The sequence below is a fragment of the Bradyrhizobium liaoningense genome (assembly GCF_018130825.1).
Lineage (GTDB): Bacteria > Pseudomonadota > Alphaproteobacteria > Rhizobiales > Xanthobacteraceae > Bradyrhizobium > Bradyrhizobium liaoningense_B.
Map to the genome: position 1 here is coordinate 223,191 of NZ_JAFCJS010000010.1, position 20,110 is coordinate 243,300.

At 65.5% G+C, this 20,110-nt stretch carries 21 protein-coding genes and 1 tRNA gene; 8 read left to right on the forward strand and 14 right to left on the reverse strand.

The genetic code is table 11. From position 1 onward, the window contains the following. Positions 1–105 precede the first annotated feature (105 nt). Both rpmA and rplU read right to left on the reverse strand, forming a co-directional pair. The gene (rpmA, locus tag JQ603_RS33640; protein ID WP_018643862.1) at positions 106–375 is read right to left on the reverse strand and encodes a 50S ribosomal protein L27; all 270 of its coding nucleotides are present in this window, start codon (positions 373–375) and stop codon (positions 106–108) included. A gap of 102 nt (positions 376–477) precedes the next feature. Beyond that, positions 478–852 (reverse strand): 50S ribosomal protein L21, encoded by a 375-nt coding sequence (gene rplU, locus JQ603_RS33645; RefSeq protein WP_063684958.1) that lies wholly within the window; start codon positions 850–852, stop codon positions 478–480. 330 nt (positions 853–1,182) lie between these two features. On the opposite strand from rplU, the gene JQ603_RS33650 reads away from it, so the two are divergent. After that, positions 1,183–2,295, forward strand: coding sequence for an ROK family protein (locus JQ603_RS33650; protein WP_212346544.1), 1,113 nt, complete (start codon positions 1,183–1,185; stop codon positions 2,293–2,295). Positions 2,296–2,531: 236 nt separating this feature from the next. Here JQ603_RS33650 and JQ603_RS33655 read toward each other — a convergent pair whose 3' ends face one another. Next, entirely contained in the window at positions 2,532–3,395 is an 864-nt protein-coding gene (locus JQ603_RS33655) for an alpha/beta fold hydrolase (RefSeq protein ID WP_212346547.1), read from the reverse strand. A 135-nt stretch (positions 3,396–3,530) separates the two neighbouring features. Between JQ603_RS33655 and JQ603_RS33660 the strand changes: the two genes are divergently transcribed. Beyond that, positions 3,531–3,617, forward strand: a tRNA-Ser gene (locus JQ603_RS33660). A 154-nt stretch (positions 3,618–3,771) separates the two neighbouring features. Here the strand turns inward: JQ603_RS33660 and JQ603_RS33665 are convergent. The 3 genes from JQ603_RS33665 to JQ603_RS33675 form a co-directional block, all read right to left on the reverse strand. Then, positions 3,772–4,197: a DoxX family protein gene (locus tag JQ603_RS33665; protein WP_212346550.1), complete on the reverse strand. Its 426-nt coding sequence runs from the start codon at positions 4,195–4,197 to the stop codon at positions 3,772–3,774. A gap of 83 nt (positions 4,198–4,280) precedes the next feature. Next, entirely contained in the window at positions 4,281–4,703 is a 423-nt protein-coding gene (locus JQ603_RS33670; RefSeq protein WP_212346554.1) for a nuclear transport factor 2 family protein, read from the reverse strand. Between the two features lie 80 nt (positions 4,704–4,783). Further along, positions 4,784–5,713 carry a LysR family transcriptional regulator gene (locus JQ603_RS33675; protein ID WP_212346557.1) on the reverse strand — a complete coding sequence of 310 codons (930 nt, stop codon included), beginning with the start codon at positions 5,711–5,713 and terminating at the stop codon, positions 4,784–4,786. A gap of 108 nt (positions 5,714–5,821) precedes the next feature. On the opposite strand from JQ603_RS33675, the gene JQ603_RS33680 reads away from it, so the two are divergent. Together JQ603_RS33680 and JQ603_RS33685 are read left to right on the forward strand one after the other, a co-directional pair. Beyond that, positions 5,822–7,462, forward strand: a complete 1,641-nt coding sequence (locus JQ603_RS33680) for an FAD-dependent oxidoreductase (protein WP_212346559.1) — start codon at positions 5,822–5,824, stop codon at positions 7,460–7,462. A gap of 79 nt (positions 7,463–7,541) precedes the next feature. Continuing rightward, entirely contained in the window at positions 7,542–8,522 is a 981-nt protein-coding gene (locus JQ603_RS33685) for a Bug family tripartite tricarboxylate transporter substrate binding protein (protein WP_212346561.1), read from the forward strand. 124 nt (positions 8,523–8,646) lie between these two features. On the opposite strand, the gene JQ603_RS33690 is transcribed toward JQ603_RS33685, so the two are convergent. The 7 genes from JQ603_RS33690 to JQ603_RS33720 all read right to left on the reverse strand — a co-directional run bounded on the left by JQ603_RS33690 (position 8,647) and on the right by JQ603_RS33720 (position 14,541). After that, positions 8,647–9,786, reverse strand: coding sequence for a Bug family tripartite tricarboxylate transporter substrate binding protein (locus tag JQ603_RS33690; protein WP_212346563.1), 1,140 nt, complete (start codon positions 9,784–9,786; stop codon positions 8,647–8,649). A 187-nt stretch (positions 9,787–9,973) separates the two neighbouring features. Then, on the reverse strand, positions 9,974–10,783 hold the full coding sequence (locus JQ603_RS33695; RefSeq protein ID WP_212346565.1) for an ABC transporter ATP-binding protein: 810 nt from the start codon (positions 10,781–10,783) through the stop codon (positions 9,974–9,976). Then, positions 10,780–11,571: a pyrimidine utilization protein D gene (gene rutD / locus JQ603_RS33700; RefSeq protein WP_212346568.1), complete on the reverse strand. Its 792-nt coding sequence runs from the start codon at positions 11,569–11,571 to the stop codon at positions 10,780–10,782. Before rutD ends, JQ603_RS33695 begins: the two co-directional genes overlap by 4 nt. Before the next feature lie 34 nt (positions 11,572–11,605). Beyond that, positions 11,606–12,403, reverse strand: a complete 798-nt coding sequence (locus tag JQ603_RS33705; RefSeq protein WP_212346570.1) for an ABC transporter permease — start codon at positions 12,401–12,403, stop codon at positions 11,606–11,608. Position 12,404: 1 nt separating this feature from the next. After that, positions 12,405–12,791 carry a pyrimidine utilization protein C gene (rutC, locus tag JQ603_RS33710; protein ID WP_212346572.1) on the reverse strand — a complete coding sequence of 129 codons (387 nt, stop codon included), beginning with the start codon at positions 12,789–12,791 and terminating at the stop codon, positions 12,405–12,407. Then, complete coding sequence (gene rutB / locus JQ603_RS33715) at positions 12,788–13,528, reverse strand: pyrimidine utilization protein B (RefSeq protein WP_212346575.1); 741 nt, start codon at positions 13,526–13,528, stop codon at positions 12,788–12,790. Before rutB ends, rutC begins: the two co-directional genes overlap by 4 nt. Continuing rightward, the gene (locus tag JQ603_RS33720; RefSeq protein ID WP_212346578.1) at positions 13,525–14,541 is read right to left on the reverse strand and encodes an ABC transporter substrate-binding protein; all 1,017 of its coding nucleotides are present in this window, start codon (positions 14,539–14,541) and stop codon (positions 13,525–13,527) included. The genes rutB and JQ603_RS33720 overlap by 4 nt, the downstream gene beginning before the upstream one ends. A 139-nt stretch (positions 14,542–14,680) precedes the next feature. Here JQ603_RS33720 and JQ603_RS33725 point away from each other — a divergent pair, with 139 nt between their 5' ends. From JQ603_RS33725 to JQ603_RS33735, 3 genes are all read left to right on the forward strand, one after another. Beyond that, on the forward strand, positions 14,681–15,595 hold the full coding sequence (locus JQ603_RS33725; protein ID WP_212346580.1) for a LysR family transcriptional regulator: 915 nt from the start codon (positions 14,681–14,683) through the stop codon (positions 15,593–15,595). A gap of 145 nt (positions 15,596–15,740) precedes the next feature. Beyond that, a complete protein-coding gene (locus tag JQ603_RS33730) occupies positions 15,741–17,000 on the forward strand; it encodes a DUF2157 domain-containing protein (protein WP_212346582.1) in 1,260 nt (419 codons plus the stop codon). After that, complete coding sequence (locus tag JQ603_RS33735; protein ID WP_212346584.1) at positions 16,997–17,602, forward strand: GDYXXLXY domain-containing protein; 606 nt, start codon at positions 16,997–16,999, stop codon at positions 17,600–17,602. Before JQ603_RS33730 ends, JQ603_RS33735 begins: the two co-directional genes overlap by 4 nt. A 13-nt stretch (positions 17,603–17,615) precedes the next feature. Here JQ603_RS33735 and JQ603_RS33740 read toward each other — a convergent pair whose 3' ends face one another. Continuing rightward, positions 17,616–18,974: a PLP-dependent aminotransferase family protein gene (locus JQ603_RS33740; RefSeq protein ID WP_212346585.1), complete on the reverse strand. Its 1,359-nt coding sequence runs from the start codon at positions 18,972–18,974 to the stop codon at positions 17,616–17,618. A 156-nt stretch (positions 18,975–19,130) separates the two neighbouring features. On the opposite strand from JQ603_RS33740, the gene JQ603_RS33745 reads away from it, so the two are divergent. Further along, positions 19,131–19,991: a DMT family transporter gene (locus JQ603_RS33745; protein WP_212346587.1), complete on the forward strand. Its 861-nt coding sequence runs from the start codon at positions 19,131–19,133 to the stop codon at positions 19,989–19,991. Positions 19,992–20,110 lie beyond the last annotated feature (119 nt).

Consider the following 20,110-nt stretch of genomic DNA (forward strand, 5'->3'; position numbering starts at 1 on the left):
AAAGGGGAGGCCGGTTTCCCGCCTCCCCTTGGAGCCTTCGATCTCTTGATCTCTGGGACTCCGCCGGTTTGGTAGGACCCGGCGGACTCCAATTTGATCCGCCGTCTATTCAGCCGCCTCTGCGATCGGGAGCACCGATACGAAGGTGCGGCCGTTGGCTTTGGCCTGGAACGCAACACGACCTTCAACCTTGGCGAACAAAGTGTGGTCCGTGCCCATGCCGACATTAAGGCCGGGGTGCCAGGTGGTGCCGCGCTGACGCGCAATGATGTTGCCGGGAGTGACGATCTCCCCGCCGAACGCCTTGATGCCGAGGCGCTTGCCCTTCGAATCGCGTCCGTTACGCGATGAACCGCCTGCTTTTTTGTGAGCCATGGCTCGTCTCCGAAATCCTGCGTATTTCTAGATCAATTCCTTGACGGAATCATTTCACGATTTCTCACGCATCAATTCGTGAATTGGCGTGATCAAATCCCGTTATTCGGCGGCTTCCTTCACCACCTTCTCCTTCTTCGGACGCGGGCCCTTGGTGGGCTTGGCGCCGTCCGCCAGGATCTCGGAGATGCGGAGGACCGTGATCTCGTCGCGATAGCCGCGCTTGCGGCGCGAATTCTTGCGGCGGCGCTTCTTGAACGCGATGACCTTGGGGCCGCGCTTGTGGTCGAGCACCTCGACCGCAACGGACGCGCCTGCGACCGTCGGGACACCCAGCACCGGCGTGTCACCGCCGAGCACCAGAACTTCATTCAACTGCACGATCGAGCCGACTTCGCCTTCGATCTTGCCAACTTCGAGAACATCATCCGGGACGACGCGGTATTGCTTGCCGCCGGTTTTGATGACTGCGAACATCGTTCTTTCTCCGTGTTCAATCCCGGCCTCGGGACGAGCATCGTCCGGGTCGGCTTTTTGTCAGTCGCTATGGGTTTATCTGCGTTTTGTGCGGGTGGGAGTTATCCCATTGAAAACCCACGCAAAAACAAGTGGCGCGAGAAACGCCCCGCGCCAGCTGTGGGACTTATAGCGGCGAGCAGCCGCAAGTCAAGGAAAACCGCCGAAAATGGCCCGGATTTGAAGGATTTGGCCGCGCCGGCGGCCTGCCGTCGAATCTCGGCCGGCCTTGCAACAAACCGGTTCCCCCGCAGTTAGTCCGTCGGAACAGATAAGCGGGCAAGGGCTCCCATGGCAACGGACGAACTGGTCAAGACGACGGGCATCGCCCATCATGGCGCCGAGCGGCTGCCGTCGGTGGATGTCGACAGCTTCAACATCGAGATGAAGGACGAGGACGGCTTCCTCGGCGACCGCGCCAGCAAGGGCGCCTTCCGCGACATCCTCGACCGGTGGCGCAAGCCGCTGCGCAAGACCGGCGAGGACCCGTTCGGCAAGGAGCCGTCGGAGAACATCAGCAAGAAGACGCTGGACGCGATCCTGGTCGGCGACGACACCGAGGCCTCCGCGGTGGTGCACAGCGCGATCGAGGACTTTGCGCAGGAACTCGCTTACGTGACCCGGCGCTTCCTCAAGACCAAGGCCTGGGCCAAGACCGAGCGCATCGTGGTCGGCGGCGGTTTTCGCGATTCCAGGCTGGGCGAGCTCGCGATCGCGCGCACCGAGATCATCCTGAAATCCGAGGATTTCAAGATCGATCTGCAGCCGATCCGCCATCATCCCGATGAAGCCGGCCTGCTCGGCGCGCTGCATCTGGCGCCGTCCTGGATCTTCGAGGCCCATGACAGCATCCTCGCCGTCGACATTGGCGGCACCAACATCCGTTGCGGTCTGGTCGAGACCAACTGGAAGAAGGCCAAGGACCTCTCGAAGGCCAAGGTCGTGAAGTCCGAGCTGTGGCGTCATGCCGACGACGAGCCGACGCGCGAGGGCGCGGTGAAGCGGCTGACGAAGATGCTGAAAGGGCTGATCACCGAGGCCGAGACCGACGGCTTCAAGCTCGCGCCCTTCATCGGCATCGCCTGTCCCGGCGTGATCAACGCGGACGGCTCGATCGAGAAGGGCGCGCAGAACCTGCCGGGCAATTGGGAGAGCAGCAAGTTCAACCTGCCGGCGAGCCTGATCGAGGGCATCCCCGTCATCGGCGAGCACGACACCGCGATCCTGATGCACAATGACGGCGTGGTTCAGGGCCTCTCCGAGGTGCCGTTCATGCAGGATGTCGAGCGCTGGGGCGTGCTGACCATCGGCACCGGGCTCGGCAATGCCCGCTTCACAAATCGCCGCAAGGACAGGGATTCTACGGAGAACGGGAAGAAAAAAGGTAAGAACGACAAGGAGTAACCTTGATCGGTTAGGTTAAGGACCGGATTGCGTTGCCTGGCGCGGGCTGCACGCTAGGGTCGAATCGTCGCTTCACCTGGCCGGCGAAGCCGCCCTTCACGGCCAGAATTGCAATGAGCGGCACGGGACCGCCAGTGTTTACCGCGTCTGGCGGTCCCACCCCGTTTTTTCAGAGCGTTTTCGAGCGAAGTGGACACCGGTTCGCGCCAGGAAAACGCGTCAAAACAAGAAATCTCTCAGCTCCAGCCGACACGCTGAAAGAACGCCGCGATCTCCGCCGCCGCGCGATCCGGATATTCCCGATGCGGGAAGTGGCCGACGCCGGGAAACATCGCGAGATCGAGCGTGCTGAAGGTCTCGCCAAGCCGATCGGTCCAGGCAAAGGGAAACAGCGGATCGTGCTCGGCCCAGCGCACGCAGGTCGGCACGTCGATGGGCGGGAGCTTCGGTGCTTCGCCCTTCATCATCGCGACCCGGCCGGCATGCGAGGCCCGATAATGCGCAAAGCCGCCGGCGAGATTGCCGTCCTTGAAGAAATTGTCGGCGAAGGCGTCGAGGACGTCGTCGAAGGCGTTTTTTCGATGCGCCCAGCCCTTCAGGAAGTGGCTGATATAGAGCCGGCAGTTGTCGCGGCTTGCACCGATGAGCGCCGGCGCCATCTCCATCTGCTGGAAGGACTGGTACCAGATGTGATTGAGCCGATCAGGCGCCGCCATGCGCGGCCCGATGCCGGGATAGACGAAATCGAAGAAGAACAGCCCGGCGAGCCGCTCCGGCGCCTGCCGCGCCAGCGGCTGCATCACGGCGCCGCCGACATCGTGGCCGACCAGGCCGAATCGGTCGATGCCGAGCCCCTCCATCAGCGCCAGCATGTCGGCCGCATGGCCCTCCGGCCCAAAGGGCCCGTCCGGCTTGTCGCTGTCGCCGAAACCGCGCAGGTCAGGCGCGATCAGGGTAAAGCGGTCCGAAAGCCTTGAGATCACCGGCTCCCAGGTCAGCCAGAATTCCGGCCATCCATGCAGCAAAAGCAGCGGTTTTCCTTGTCCGGCGCGCACCACGTGGAAGTTTGCGCCGTTGGCGCGGATCGTCAGGTGCTCCATGGCAGTTCCTCCGGGGCGAGGCACGGGGGCAAAAAGAGGCAGCGGATTTTCCCCTTTCGCGCCTTGTCTGGCCCGCCATCCTCGCCTATTAACGCCCCCAACCACAGGGGCCGCAGCTCCTATATGGCGCCTTCAGGAGAGGTGGCAGAGTGGTTGAATGCACCGCACTCGAAATGCGGCATAGGTGCAAGCCTATCGGGGGTTCGAATCCCTCCCTCTCCGCCGTCATGACCCGAATCGAGAAAACTCCTGAAGACGGGTCTTTTCTGGATGCCAGGCTCTCGATGCCGCCCAGGCGACCATGCCCTCTCGGAACTTGCGTCGAACATGACAGGAGACCCGCCGATGACGACGGGTCTTCCGTGATCAATGCCGTTCAACGCGCGTGTGCGACTCCCGCGACGCCACCGCTGTTGTGGAGGAAGCGCGCGTCCAGGCTGAGCGCGCCGGCGCCGAAGGCGACGATCTGAAGCAGCCCGCCTGCCATCATCACGTTCTTGAGGAAATGGATCATCTGATTCTGGTCGGCAAAGTTGTTGTGGAACGAGATCGCTGCTGCCACCGAGAACACCGCCAGCGCCAGCGCAACCGCGCGTGTCTGATAACCCGCGATCAGCAGCAGGCCGCCACCGAGTTCAACGAGAACGGCAATCGCATAAGCAAGCGGTGGTACGGGCAATCCGGCGGAGGCGATGTAGGCGGTCGTCGCACCATACGCGGCAAGTTTGCCGAAACCGCTCATGGCGAAGGGAAGGCCGATCAGCAGTCGGCCGATGAAAGAAGCATAACGGGTCGTATCCATTGTAGTCACTCCTGTGCTTGGTTGAAGTCGCATGACGACGACACGACGTGTTCGTTGCCGTGTGGGAATCTGTTTTATTGAGATCAGACGGGCGGAGAATTCAGGTAGATGTAGAGCGCTGCGATCTTGCCGTTCCGCACGAGGATGAAATCCTCGCCCGTGTAGCGCGGTGGCTCGCCCTTGGGGCCTGAACCCCAGGCCAAGCGAGCTGAATCGTGCACGACTTGAGGCTCTCCTGATGGCGTGTAGACGTAGTCGGGATGCAGGCTGCGAAGATCGCCTGCGAACTTGTCGAGTGCGTCGTGTCCGACGATGACGCCGGGAGGAGCATGGACGGCTGCATCCTCAGCGAAGAGGTCGCGGATCGCTGCCCTGCGGCGGTCAGGATTGTTCTCGCCGAACACTTCCGCGACATTGCGCTTCAACAACGTTGCGATGAGCTTTGGGTCGTCGCTTGTGGAGGGCCTGACGTCTTCGGCGTGCGTCTCGCTCGATTGCTTGGTCATGACGAGAGCTCCTTGGTTGCGCCCTCAAACTGACCTCGCTCGATTGAGATTAAAATAGAAATGAAGGAAAGGCATAGTTTCTATTTTTGCGCTCTTGCTTGCGCCGTTCCAGGTCCCGGCGGTTGCGCGAGGACCGTCCGTGCCGTTGTCACAAACGCCTGCGCCGCCGGCGACAGCGTCCGGCCCTGACGCTGCAGCAGCGACACGGGGCGCGTGAGGGCGGGGCGCACGAGGGGTCTTGCGATCAGCGTCGGAAACTGGTCGGCCGGCAGCATCGTGGCGGGAAGGATGGCGAGGCCGAGGCCCTGCGCCGTCATGGCGAGCGCGGTGTTGATCAGCGTCACCTCATAGGTCGGATCGAGACGCTTACCCTGCGCGCTAAGTGCCTGATCGATCTGCATGCGGATCCGGCTCTCGCGGCGCATCGCGATGGTCGGCAGTTGCGCCAGCTCGTCCCATGTGAGGGAACGGCGCGCGGCGAAGTCCGCCGTGCGGCGGCCGATGGCGCTCAGGCGGCCGCGGGTCAGAGTCTCGACTGTCATCTCCGCGAATTCACCTTCCACGCTGCCGATCGCGAATTCCGCATCGGTCGTGCTCAGGCGCGGCACGAGATCGTCGGCGGCGACATCCCGCATGTCGATCTCGATGTCGGGATGGCTGGCGCGGAATTTCGCGAGCACCGGAGGCAGCAGCGCCGATGCGGTACCGGCCGAGGCGAGAAAGGCGACGCGGCCGGCGCGGGCCTGCGCGAGGTCACGCATGCGACGCGACAGGCCTTGCGCATCGCTCAGCATGCGTTCGGCGGCGTGGAACGCCTCGTCGGCGGCCAGCGTCGGCTGCACCGAGCGCGTGGAGCGGTCGAACAGTTTGACGCCGAGCTGGGCTTCGAGTTGCTGGATCAACAGGCTCGTCGCCGATTGCGTGATCCCGAGCTCGCGGGCGGCCCGCGTGATGCTGCGCGTCCGGTACACGCCGGTGAAGGCCCGCAATTGGCGCAAGGTGACATTCATAGGCAAAGCTCATGAATTGATGAGTTCTTTCCGGCTTATCGCATAAACAGACCTGTAATAAAATGCAGGCTGCGCGGCGGAGAATCCGTAGCGAGGATGGGAGCGAGCATGAGGACACAGGTACTGGTGGTGGGCGCCGGGCCCGTCGGATTGACCGCGGCGATGGATCTGGCCTCGCGCGGGATCGACGTCGTCGTCGCGGAGATCCGTCACGCCGGCGATCCGCCCAGCGTCAAGTGCAATCACGTGTCGGCGCGCTCGATGGAGATTTTTCGACGGCTCGGCGTTGCCGCCAAGCTGCGCGATGCGGGGCTTCCTGCGGACTTTCCCAACGATTGCTCCTATCGGACCACGGCGACCGGCATGGAGCTCTGCCGTATCGACATTCCCTCCCGTGCGCGCCGCTACAGCGCGACTGGCGGCCCCGACACCTGGTGGCCGACGCCGGAGCCGCCGCACCGGATCAACCAGATCTATCTCGAGCCGATCCTGTTCAGCCATGCCGCGGCGCAGCCGCGGATCAAGATCCTGGCGCGCACGGAAATTACGGACATTGAACAGCACAGCGACCACGTCGGCGCACTCGCGCGCGATCTCGACAGCGGCAGCTCGCTCCGCATCGAAGCGTCCTTCGTGATCGGCTGCGACGGCAGCCGCTCCCTCGTGCGCAAATCGATCGGTGCCAGCCTGTCCGGCACGCCGGTGATCCAGCGCGTGCAGTCGACCTTCATCGAAGCGCCGCAACTGAAGGAGTTGATGGGTGCGCACAAGCCGGCCTGGATGGTGCTCTCGCTCAACCCGCGCCGCTCCGGCACGACAGTTGCGATCGACGGTCACGACCGCTGGCTGATCCACAATCATCTGAAGCCCGACGAGCCCGAGTTCGACTCGGTCGATCGCGACTGGTCGATCCGCGCCATCCTCGGTGTCGACGAGCGCTTCGAATACCGAGTGCTCAGCAAGGAGGATTGGGTCGGGCGTCGCCTCGTGGCCGATCGCTTCCGCGACCGCAGGGTCTTCATCTGCGGCGACGCCGCGCATCTGTGGATGCCCTATGCCGGCTACGGCATGAATGCGGGCATTGCGGACGCCGTCGATCTCTGCTGGCAGCTGGCGGCGCATCTGAACGGCTGGGCTCCGGCTGCGATCCTCGATGCCTATGAGGCAGAGCGCCAACCGATCACCGAGCAGGTGTCGCGCTTTGCGATGGACCACGCGATGAAGATGATGGCGCAACGCGGCGGCGTCTCGGCGGAGATCGAGGACGACACGCCGCGCGGCCACGCCGCGCGCGCGGCATTGGCGAGAGCGGCCTATGATCTCAACGTGCAGCAATATTGCTGCGCCGGATTGAACTTCGGCTACTATTACGATGCCTCGCCGATCATCGCCTATGATGGCGAGACGCCGCCGCCTTACGCGATGGGCGGCTTCACGCCCTCCACAGTGCCGGGCGCCCGCGCGCCGCATTTCTTCCTGCGCGATGGACGATCGCTCTACGATGCGTTCGGAGCCGGCTACACATTGTTGCGGTTCGACCCGGCGATCGATGTGACGCAGCTGCAATCCGCCGCGAAGGAGCGCGGCGTGCCGCTCGCGCTGGTCGACATCGCACCTGATGAGGCGAACGGCGCCTATGCCGAGAAACTGGTGCTGGCGCGGCCCGATCAGCACATCGCCTGGCGCGGACAGGCCGCGCCCGCAGATCCACTGGGCCTGCTGGCGCGGATCACTGGCGCTGCGGCGTAAGGCGACTTCAGGCGGGCAGCCTGGCGGCGCAAGCCGCCGGCTGTGTTTCAAGGACAAAAGCACACTTAAGGAGGAGAACGTGTTTCACGTTGCAAGGCGCCGCATCCTGGCCGTGCTGACGGCTGCGACTTTCGCCGTGTTGCCGCTGCAGGCAGGCCGTGCCGCCTATCCGGAGCAACTGATCAAGGTCATCGTGACCTTCCCGCCCGGCGGCAGCGCTGACACCGTCATCCGCGCGCTCGAGCCGCTCGTCACCGCCGAGCTCAAGCAGAGCCTGGTCATCGAGAACCGCGCGGGGGCCGGCGGCAACATCGGCATGGCCGCGGTCGCGCAGGCCAAGCCCGACGGCTACACGCTCGGCGTTGCGCCGGCGGGCGCGCTCACGGTCAATCCGCACCTCAATGCCGCGATGCCGTTCGAGCTGAAGGATCTCGCGCCCATCACCCTGCTTGCGGAAATTCCCTTTGTGCTGGTCGCATCTGTGAATATCCCGGCGCACACCGCCGCGGAGACGATTGCGCTCGCCAAGGCCAAGCCGGGCGCGCTATCGATCGGACACGGCGGCAACTCGACGGCGATGCATTTGACGGCTGCGCTGTTCACGCAGAAGACCGGGATCGCCATGGAGCTGGTCCCGTATCGCGGGACGGCGCCGGCGACGGTCGATGTTCTCGCGGGGCATGTCCCGTTCGCGGTGCTGGATATTCCGGCATCGCGGCAATTGATCCTCGACGGCAAGCTCAATGCGATCGGCGTGTCCTCCGCGCGGCGCCTTCCGTCCTTGCCCGACGTGCCGACGCTGGCCGAGAGCGGCATTGGGGGGTTCGAATCCGTGGGCTGGTTCGGGCTCGTTGCTCCCGCCGGCACGCCTGCGGATGTCATCGGCAGGTTGAATGAAGCCTTCACCAAAGCTCTGAAGGATCCCTCGGTGGCGGAGAAGATCCGCACCCTCGGCGCAGAGCCGGCACCGATGCAGCCCGAGCAGTTCGGCCGCTTCATTCAGAGCGAAAGCACGAAATGGGGCAAGCTCATCAGCGAGGCCGGGATCAAGGCGAATTAGGCTCGCTCCTCACGCCATCCCGGCCGGCTTCTCCAGCTCGGCCCCTTCCGCTCCTTCGCGATCTCGCGCGCCACGCCGACGACCGCTCCTTCGGGTGCGCGACGTCCACCGCCATGCGCCTGCGCTAATGCGCGGCGATGCCCGCGCTCTCGATCACCCGCTTGGTGCGTGCGGTCTCCTCGACGATGAACGGCTCCATCTCCGCCGGCCCCTTGTCGGCGATCGACACCTGGCCGTTGGCGGCGAGGTCCGCGACGATGGCGGGGTCGGCGAGCGCGCCGGCCAGCGCCTCGGAGAGCCTGCCCACGATTCTCGGGTCGGTACCGGCCGGGACCGAGACCCAGGTCGAGCCGGCATTGACGGCGTCCGGGTAGCCGGCCTCCAGCACCGTGGGCGCGTCGGGCAGCGCGGCCAGCCGCGCCCTGCCGGTGGTGCCGAGCACCTTGACCTTGCCGGTGTCGATCAGCGGCCTGAGCACGGCGAGGTAGTCGAAGGAGACGTCCAGGATGCCCGACATCATGTCGGTCATCTGGCTCGAGCCCGACTTGTAGGGCACGTGGGTCAGCTTGATGCCGGCGGCCGCCTGGAACATCTCGCCGGCAAGATGCTGGGCGGTGCCGGGGCCGGGGGAGCCGAAATTGACCTTGCCCGGGTTGGCCTTTGCGTAGGCGACGAACTCGGCCAGCGTGCTGTAGGGCGCTGCAGCGGTCGCGACCAGGATCTGGTTCGCCGAGCTCACGCCGCGGACGTGGACGTAGCTTTTGAGCGGGTCGTAGTTGAGCTTCGCCAGCCCCAGGTTCGGCTGGATCGTCATAGGCCCGCCGGAGGCATAGAGCACGGTGTAGCCGTCGGGCTGGGCCCGAGCGACGAATTCCGTCCCGATGGTCCCGCCAGCGCCGGGTCGGTTCTCCACCACCACGGGCTGCCCAAGCCGCGTCCGCAGCAGCTCCGCGATCTTGCGCGAGACGAGGTCGGTGACGCCGCCGGCCCCGAACGGCACCACCCAGGTGATCGCGCGGTTCGGCCAGGATTCCGCGGCCGTCTGGGCCGCCGCGGCGCCCACCTGGAGCGCCAGCGTCGTCGCGGCGACGAGACACAGGAGCGCTCTCATCACCGTAGATCCGGGGCGACCGCTCAGGCCGCTGCGAGCGCCAGATCCCGCGGCTTCCGCGGTGACGGTCTGCTCGACCGCGTTGTTGATCACCTGCCGCGAGCACTGATGATAGCCGCGCTGCTGCGCCAGGACGAAGACGCCGAATTCCATGGATGCAGTCCCCCCTCGCAGTGTGGCCGTTTACGGCCGTGTTGTGCGAAGGCTACAGCCTTGAGTCTTCTCCAACCATTGGCGCAGTCCGAGCATCTCTTTTGCAGAATATGAAAAGATCGATGCGTCGCCTTCGGGCCATTCTGTCCCTCTCTTCGGGTGGTTCGCTATTTTGGCTATCCGGTCCTCACGCGACGCTGGCCGGCTTCTCGAGGTCGGCCCAGATCTTCGCAAAGTAGTCCTGGAATTGCGGGTCGGTGCGCAATGCTGCCGGGTCGCGGCCCTCCCGCGGCAACTCGATCACATGCAGCGCGCGCACCGTCGCAGGGCGCGCGCTCAGCACCAGCACCCGGTCGGCCATGGCGATGGCTTCGCCAATGTCGTGGGTGACGAGAATGGCGCTCTTGCCGCGCTCGGCGATGATGCGGGAGACATCGGCCTGCATCAGCAGGCGGGTCTGGAAGTCGAGCGCGGAGAACGGCTCGTCGAGCAGGATCACGTCAGGGTCGAAGGCGAGCGTGCGCATGATGGCGACGCGCTGGCGCATGCCGCCGGAGAGCGCCGCGGGCTTTGCGTGCTCGAAGCCAGAGAGGCCGTAAGTCCGGATCAGCTCCAGCGCGATCTCGCGCGCACGTGGTTTCGGCGCTTTGCGAATCTCGAGCCCGAGCATGACGTTGTCGAGCACGCTGCGCCACGGCAACAGCAGATCCTTCTGCAGCATGTAGCCGACATGGCCGGCGGCATCGTCCACGCGCCGGCCGCCGACCTCGACATGGCCACGGGTCGGCCGCAGCAGCCCGGCGATGGCGTTGAACAGCGTGGACTTGCCGCAGCCGGAGGGGCCCACGATCGCCAGCGTCTCGCCGCGGCGGAGCTCGAAGTCGACCTTGCGGATCGCCTCGACCGGACGGCCAGCGCCATCGAAGGTGACGCCGACATTCTCGGCGCGCAGCACGATCGGCTCTGAAGCTGCGAGGTTGTGCTCGAGCGCGTTCATCGGTCCACCTCCCTTAGGAAGTCGAGCAGCGTGTCGTTGAAGATCTTTGGCGTGACCACGCTGAAGGCGTGCGCGCCCCAATCGACCTCATGCACGCGCGCGCCCGGAATGGCGGCGGCGAGCTCGCGGGTGAGATAGGCCGGCACCAGCGCGTCGTCCCTCGCGGATGACAGCAGCGTCGGCACGTCGATCTCCGCAAGGCGCCTGCCACCCTCGAACGCCAGGAACATGTCGATGCGCTGGTTCATCGTCGCGACGGACGGGAAATGCTTGAGGATCTTCTCTTCCTCGGCATCGAGATGGGCGATGTTCTCGGAGATCCATTGCGGCGGATAGAGGAACAGCGGCTGCGCGCGCACATAGGCCTGCGGGCCGGACTGATTCAGGAGCTGCTTTCGAATCTCGAAGCAGCGCCGCAGGAACGGATCGGCGCGGCCCCAGCCGTTGACGACAACGAGGCTGCGCAGCCGTTTCGGATGACGCAGCGCCAGCTCGATTCCGACGATGCCGCCGATGGCGTGGCCGACGACATGCGCGGCATCGACGTTCGCCTGGTCGAGCACGCAAGCGATGTCGTCGGCCATGCCGGCGATGCTGCGGCTGCTGTTTGCGCTGCGGCCGGTGCCGACGTGGTCGTAGAGGATGACCTGGTGGCGGCTCGCGAGCGCTTCGAGCTGCGGCGCCCAGAACGAGCCGCTGCCGCCCATGCCGGCCGAGAGCAGAACCGGCGTGCCGCGCCCGTGAACTTCGTAATAGATCTCGGCATCCCTGCCGCGTGCAAAAGCCATGACGTCCCAGCTATTGGAGTGATGTGGTTTCGGATCAGGAGAGCAGGCGCCGCTCAATCAGATCGATCGCGCCGTACATCAGCAGTGCGACCACCATCAGCGTCGCGATGCCGACCCAGACTGCGTTGAGGTCGTAGAGCACGCCGGCATAGTAGATCATGTAACCGAGGCCTTCCTTGGAGGCGATGTACTCGCCGACGACAGCGCCGATCAGGGCGAAGCCGACATTGAGGCGGAAGGCTGCGACGATCCACGGCATCGCGCCGGGCACGATGACGGTGCGCCAGGTTTTCAAGCGGGAGGCACCGAGCGAGCGCAACAGCTTGACGAGATCGGCATCAACCTCCTTGGCGCCCTGGAGCGCGGTGATGACGGCGACGATGAAGGTGATGATCGCGGCGATCGCGATCTTCGAGGAGAGACCGATGCCGAACCAGACGATGATCAGCGGCGCCAGCGCGATTTTTGGCAGGCCGTTGAGCGCGACGAGATAGGGTCGCAGTACCGCAGCTCCGGTCGGGACGAGCCACAGCGACAGCCCCGCCGCGCTGCCGAGCACCGTTCCGATCAGGAAGCCGGCGATGGCCTCCCATGCGGTCAGCGCCGCGTCGCGGAGCAACTCGCCGCTTGCGATCAGCTTGGCGCCTTTCGCGATGATGCCGCTCGGCTGGCCGTAGAGATAGACCGCGATCAGCCCGAACCGGATCGCGAGCTCCCAGGCCGCGAGCAACGCGACCAGCAGCGCGATCTGGAGCAGCGCGATGCGAAGCGCGGATGGCAGTTTGAATCGCGTTCCCGTCACCGCGGCCTGGCCGGCGTCGAGCACGGCCACCTCACGCCCTCTTGTGTGCGATCGAGGCGATCTCGACGAGGCAGGCCGGCTTCACCAGGCCGCACTGGATGCAGTAGCGCGCCGGCTTCTCGCCCGGAAAATACTCGGCATAGACCTTGTTGACCGCGGCGTAGTTGGCCCAGTCGGTGATGAAGATCGAGTTGAAGGTGACGTCGGCAAGGCTCGATCCCGCCGTCTCCAGCACGCGCTTGATCGTCTCCAGGATGTGCCGGGTCTGGCCGGCGGCATCGCCCTCATGGACGACGTCGTTGTTGGCATCGAAGGCCAGCGTGCCCGACACGTAGATCACGTTGTCGGCCATCATACCCGGCGAGAACGGGGCGATGGGGGCGTGGGTACCCGGCGGAATGATGGCACGATCGGTCATAGCGTATCCTCTTTTGCTGGAACGGCTTCGGTCTGAGCAAAGGCGCGGCGGAAGTCGCTCGCACTGGAGACCCAGCCGAAGAAGGTCTCGATGTTGAAGACGGAAGCCTTCTGGATGTAGTCGGGGCCGGCCTGATGGGTCGCGTCCTCCAGCATCACGCCGAAATATTCGAGGTGAAAACCGTCGCGCAGCGTCGATTCCACGCAGACATTGGTGGCGATGCCGCAGAACACGAGATTGCGGATGCCGCGGGCGCGCAAGATGCTGTCGAACTGGCTGTTGAAGAAGCCGCTGTAGCGCGTCTTCGGCAGCACGATGTCGCCGGGCCTCGGCTGCAGATCGTCGACCAGCGCATAGTCCCAGCCGCCCTTGGCGAGCAGCTTGCCTTGCAACTCGGGCCGTTTGCGCATCGTCTTCAGCGCATTCGACTTGTGCCAGTTCGGCGAGCCCGGCCCGCCGGCCTCGACATAGTCCGCGTCCCAGCCGTTCTGGAAGAAGATCACGGGAACGCCGGCGCTGCGCGCGACACCCAGCACATCCTGGATCGCCGTGATCGCAGCCTTGGCGCCGGAGATGTCGAAGCCTGCGAGGTCGAGATAACCGTTCGGCGAGGCATAGGCGTTCTGCATGTCGACGACGACCACCGCGGTCTCGTCGACGGCAAGCCGAAGCGGCTCGGGCCGCGCCGGCAAAGTGACGTAGCGCGGTTCGCGCGCGGGAGACGTATTCACTGTCATGACGCGAGACCGAACTGCTTGGTGGCCTGCTCGGCGAAACGGTTGTCGACCATCTGCGCGTAGGGCAGCGCGGATTGCACCGCGCCGCCGCCTTGTTCGAGCTGCATCGCGCGGTCCCATTCATCGGCGGAGATGGTCGGGTTGCGCGGGATCGCGGTTTTCGAGCCGAAGAAGTTCTTCGTTGCGCTCGCGACCACCGACGGCGTGACCTTCGGGAAGTATTTTTCTGCGACCTCGGTGAAGACGGCGTTGTTTTCGTGCATCAGCTTCTGCGCTTCCGCGATCGCATTGCAGAACCCCTGCACGGCGGCGGGATTGCTCGCGATCGTCTCTTCCGTCGCCATCGCGGTGGTGAAGCAGAGCGATCCCAGCGCATCGGCAAAGGACAGCACGGGCACGAGGCCGAACTGCTCGGCGGCGATGCTGACGTCCCATTCGAAGGCGGTGGCGATGTCGGCGCGGCCGTCCTTCACCGCGGCGGCCTGCGCGCCCGGCGGCAGTTCGAGGAAGGCGACGCCGGCTTCCTTCGGATCGAACTTGCCGATGGTCTTGATCGCGTAGGTCGGCACTTGAATCGTCGAGGACGGGAATTTCAGCGTCGCGATGGTCTTGCCGCGCAGATCCTCGATCGTCCTGATCTTGCTGTCGGGTTTCGCAATGCCCCACATCGACACGCCGCCGACGATCTTGGCGATGTTCTTGATCTTGCCGCCCTCGCGAACCGCGTTGACCGACATGCCCGGGCTGGTCACGCCGATCTGGCCGCGCCCAGAGAGCAGGATCGGCACCGGCAGCGCGATGCCGCCGGCGGTGGAGAGATCGGCGTCCAGGCCATGCTTGGCGAATAGTCCCTTGTCCGCGGCTACATAAAGCGAGTTGTACATGCCGAGCCGCAGCGCCTCGGCGATCGCCACCTTGCTGCCGGCCGCGAAGCCCGGGGTGATGAGGCCGGCCAGCGGCGCCGTCGCCGCACCCAGCAGCGAATACTTCATGAGGTCGCGTCTGTTGATCACGTCCCAGTCCTTTGACTTGTCAGAACAACGAGTTAGCTCGTCGACTGCCCAATTGATGGTCATCCCCGGTCTTCGCCCAAAATCCTTGCATTGGAGATTTTCATTAACAATACGGAATAGAGAGATATATTTATAAGCAATGCTAATAGATCAGCTCGACCTGAAACAGCTGCGCGCCTTTGTCCGCGTCGTCGAGACCGGCAGCTTCAGCGCGGCGGCGCGCGCGCTCGGGATGTCGCAATCCGCCGTCAGCCAGGCGGTGCGTCAGCTCGAGGAAAACTTGCGGGTGCGGCTGCTCGATCGCACCACACGAAAGCTCCAGCTCAGCAAGGTCGGCGCGGATTTCATGCCGGGCATCCAGCGTCTGCTCGCTGATCTCGATCGCCAGCTCCAGGATCTGCGCGATTTGCGCGAGCACCGCCGCGGTCACGTCACGGTGGCCTGCGTGCCGTCGGTGGCGCTGCGGTTGATGCCGCGCGTGCTCGCAACATTCCAGCGCGAGCATCCGATGGTCGCGGTGACGTTGAAGGAGATTTCGCGGCACCAGATCTTTGCGGCGCTGCGCGGCGGCGATGTCGATCTCGGCATAGCCAATGTGCCCGGTGACGATCCGGAGCTCGACGCCTCGCGCCTGCTGGTCGACAATTTCGCGCTGGTGATGCGCCGCGATCATCCGCTCAGCGCGCGCGATGCTGTGAGCTGGACGGAAGCATCGAAAGCCGGCCTCGTGGTGATGGCGTCAGGCACAGGGATCCGGCTCGAGATCGAGCGCGGCTTCGCGGAGCTTGGACATGGCACGCCGATCCATGAAGCCGAGCATCCGGCGACGCTGCTGGCGCTGGTCGAAGCAGGCGTCGGCGTCGCGCCGCTGCCGAGCCTCGCCTGGCCGGAGGCGGATCATCCCGTGCTCACCTGGCGCAAGCTGGTCGAGCCCGTGATCGAGCGCGAGCTCTATCTGATCTGGCGCATCGGCCGCGACCTCTCGCCGGCTGCGCGCGCGCTCCAACGCGGCATCCTGGCGGGCGCGCAGGCGATCCGCGAGCGGAGCGGCTAATGTGCCGTGCAGCTATTGAGCATCCGGTGCCCAGTCACCCGAGCGATGATAAAGGTTGAACCTGCCAACGGCAGGGGCCGACCTAGCAACAGCCCGCCGGCGGGCACGGAGCCAGCCGCCGGCAGCAGTCAGGTAATCCACGACGATGTTCGACAAAGCCTACCGGCAGCGCCTCGAAGCTGACCTTGCGCAATGGGAAGCCGACGGCGTGATCGCGCCCGCGGCCGCCGTCTCCATCCGCAATGCGCTGCCGCCGCTGTCGCCCGGCATCAACATCGCCGTGGTCGTTGCCATCGTCGGCGGTCTCCTGATCGCAGCCGCCTTCCTTGCCTTCGTTGCCGCGCACTGGACGGAGATCGCGCGGCTGATGCGGTTTGCGATCCTGCTCGCCGGCATGGCCGTCGCCGGCGGTCTCGGCGCCTGGTTCGCCGCGACGGGGCGCACCGTTCTCGCCGATCTCTGCGCCAGCATCGGTGCCATCATCTTCGGCGCGGGCATCGCGCTGGTCGGGCAGATGTATCATCTCGGCGAAGACTTTGCCGGCGGCATGCTGTTGTGGTCGATCGGCGCGTTGGCCGCAGCGGTGCTGACCGGCTCGCGCGGCGCGCTTGCGGTCGGCCTCGCGGCTGCCTCGGTCTGGACCTGCATGCGCAGCTATGATGCGCCTGATGTCCTGCATCTTCCATTCCCAGCGGTCTGGCTGTTTGCCGCCGCTCTCGCCTTCGCCTGGCATTCCCGCATCGCCGCCCATCTCGTCGCGATCGCGGTTGTGCCCTGGTGGATCGCGACGTCGCTTCGTTTCGAGTTTGACGGCGCTCAGCCGTCATTCGTGCTCGCGAACGGTGCAGCCCTGCTGTTCGGCGCCGGGCTCGCGATCGCCGCCGCGCCGTCGCCGAGGGCGCTCCGGCTCGGCAGCGTCCTGTCGATCTACGGCGCGCTTTCGCTGGCCGTCGCCGCATTCCTGGAGGTGACGACGGTCGACGACATCGTCCGCTTCCGGACCGGTTCTGGTGCGGGCCAGCCGCTTTGGGCGATTGTGTGCGGGGTTGCCGGTGTGATCCTTGCGCTGGCGTCGGCTGCGATCACCAGGCGCGCAGGTGAAGTCCTTGCAGCCTGCGCGATCGGGCTGGTCCTGCTCGCGGCGCCGATGTGGCCGGCGTCCTTGGCCGGCGAGTCCTGGTTCGCCTATGCCGCGCTGCTCTGCGCCATGCTCTGTCTCGTCGTCTCCGGCATGCTCGATGACGTGCGTCCGCGCATCGTCGCCGGCTGGCTCGGGATCGCCGGCATCACCTGGGCGGTAAAGGGCTCGCTGCTACGCCGCTCAGCTTTCCTTGCGGCCGCCGGCATCGTCGCCGTCGTGTTTGCAACCGCGCTCAATCGCATGCTGCCGAGGGCCGAGCGATGACCGAGATGATGGCATCCGTCACCGCGTTCTGGCAGCGCATCCCGAAAGCCGTGCTGTTTGGTGCCGCCATCCTGATCCAATGCGTGCTGCTGGTCCTGATGATCGCCGACCGCATGCAGATCCTGCGCGACGGCCGCGAGGTGACCCTACAGACCCAGCCCGTCGATCCCCGCGATCTCCTGCGCGGCGATTATGTCGTGCTCCGCTACGACATTTCGCAGCTGCCGGCCGGTAGCCTGACCGGCAAGCCGTCCGGCACGCGCAATCCCGTCGTGTTCGTCAAGCTCGCGCCCAATGCCAACGGACTCTACGAGGCCGTCTCGGTGCATGCCGAGCCTGTTCCGGTCACGACTCCCGAGATCCTGATCCGCGGCCGCGTCAGCTATTCCTGCGGTTCGACCAGCCCCATCTTCTGTGACAAGCTGACGGTCAAATACGGTCTCGAAAGCTATTTCGTGCCCGAAGGCGAGGGCAGGACGCTCGAGCAGGCCCGCAACCAGCAGAAGCTGCGCGTCGTCGCCGCCGTGCTGCCCTCAGGCCGCGCCGCCATCAAGCGGCTGCTGCTCGACGGCAAGCCGGTGTATGAGGAGCCGTGGTATTAGGCGTCGATGATCCTCAAGCCGCCTTCAACGCCCGCCGCAGCACGTCCCACATCCGCGGTTCGTTCATGTGCGCCACGTTGAACCGCATGAAGCTCGTTGCCGTCTGCGACACGCTGAACACGTTGCCGGGCGCCAGCACCACATCCTCTTCGAGCGCGGCGCGCGCCACAGCTGTGGCGTCTTGTCCGTCCGCAAGGCGGCTCCAGAGGAAGAAGCCGCCGCGCGGCATCAGCCAGGGCTCGATGCCGAGCGCCTGAAGTTTTCGCGCGATGTCGCGGCGCGTGCGTGTGAGTCTCTGCCTGAGCTCGTCCATGTGTTTGCGATAGCTGCCGCCGGCCAGGACATTGGCGATGAGTTCGGTCGCAACCGGGCTCGGACCGCCAAAGCTGGTCGCGACCTGGAGGTCGACCAATTGCTCGATCCAGTCCGCGCGTCCCGCGATGTAGCCGCAGCGGGCCGAGGCCGACAGCGTCTTGGAGAAGCTGCCGATGCGGATCACGCGATTGAGCCCGTCGAGCGCGGCAAGGCGCGGCGAGCGCTCCGGCTCGAAATCGCCGAAGATGTCGTCCTCGACAATGGTGAGATCGTGCGCGGCCGCCGCCGTCAGAAGCCGGTGCGCGGTCTGCAGCGAGAGCGAGGCGCCGGTCGGGTTGTGCAGCGCTGAATTGGTGATGTAGAGCCGCGGCCGCTCGCTGCCAAGGATCTGCTCGAAGCGCGCGACGTCCGGGCCCGACGGCGTGTGAGGCACGCTGATGATCTTCGCCTGATGCGCCCGCAGCAGCGCGCGGAAATTGAAGTAGCAGGGATCGTCGACCAGCACCGTGTCGCCGGGGCGGAGCAGGAAGCGGCAGATCAGGTCGGTTGCCTGCGTGCCCGAACCCGTCAGCATCAGCTGGTTGACCGACGCCTCGATCTCGTCTTCGGCCAGCCGTTTCAACAGCAGTCGGCGCAGAGCAGGGGAGCCGGACGTCGAGCCGTAATTGGTCAAGACGCTCGCATCCGTGCGGGCAAGTGCGCGCGCGGCGCGGCGCAAGGCGTCCTCCGGCATCCAGTCCGGCGGCAGCCAGCCGCAGCCGGGCTTGAGCACGCTCTCATCGGCATCGAGCGATTGCCTGGACACCCAGAACGGATCGATCGCGCGGTCGCGGCGCGGCTCGGCTTCGGTCAATGCAAGCGGCGGCATGACGCTCGGCGAAACATAGAAGCCCGAGCCGCGGCGGGCGCGGATCAGGCCCTCGGCCGCCAGGCGATCATAGGCCTCCACCACCGTGGAGGGCGAAACGCCCATCGTCGCGGCCAGACCCCGGATTGATGGCAGCCGGTCGCCGGCACCGAGCGCGCGGCCGGCGACCCTGGCGCGGATCGCGCTCATCACATCGGTCGTCCGCGTTCCGTTGCGACCCTTTGCTGGCGCATCGCCCAAAGTGTATGACCTTCCATATCAATACAGTCTGGCAAAATTGTACTGCATTGTCGCTGTCGCCGCCAGCGCGGAAGGCCGAAGGTCAAGGTCCGGAAAGAGGTGGACATGCAATCGGCGGGCAGTGGCTGGGGCAACGGGCTTCTCGGCGTCATCATCTTCAGCGGCTCGCTGCCGGCGACGCGCGTGGCGGTCGGCGGCTTCTCCGCGCTGTTCCTGACGTCGGCGCGCGCGGTCATTGCCGCGCTGATCGGGATCGCCGTGCTCTTCCTGCTTCGTCAGGAGCGACCCGAACGAAAAGATCTCGCCTCACTCGCCATCGTCTCGGTCGGTGTCGTGGTCGGCTTTCCCTTGCTGACGGCGCTCGCGCTCCAGCACATCACGTCCGCGCATTCGATCGTGTTCATCGGCCTGCTGCCGCTGTCGACCGCGGTCTTCGCCGTGCTGCGCGGCGGCGAGCGGCCAAAGCCGCTGTTCTGGCTGTTCGCGATCCTCGGCAGCGCCACGGTGGTTGGCTTCGCTCTCTCCAGCGACGGCTCGGCCTCGCTCACGGGCGATCTCCTGATGGTGGCGGCGATCGTGCTGTGCGGGCTCGGCTATGCCGAAGGCGCCGCGCTGTCGCGCCGCCTGGGCGGCTGGCAGGTGATCTCCTGGGCGCTGCTGCTGGCGCTGCCACTGACGGTGCCGGTCGTGGCCCTGACCTGGCCGCCGGCGTGGAGCGGCGTCGATGTGCCCGCCTGGATCGGGCTCGCCTACGTCTCCGTCTTCAGCATGTTCGTCGGCTTCATCTTCTGGTATCGCGGGCTTGCCATTGGCGGCATCGCCAGCGTCGGCCAGCTGCAGCAGCTCCAGCCGTTCTTCGGCCTCGCGCTCGCCGGCTTCCTGCTGCACGAGCCGGTCGCCTGGAGCATGATCGCCGCGACCGCGCTCGTGGTCGTCTGCGTCTTCTTCGCGCGGAAGTTTGCGTGAGGCCTTTGCCTCAGGCCTGCCCCATCACCGTCCGCGCCAGCGCGCTCTTCGAACTTCTTCAGCGGCATCGGCTTGCCGAACAGAGATAGGCCTTGGGGCCCGATCGTCGATGGTGCTTG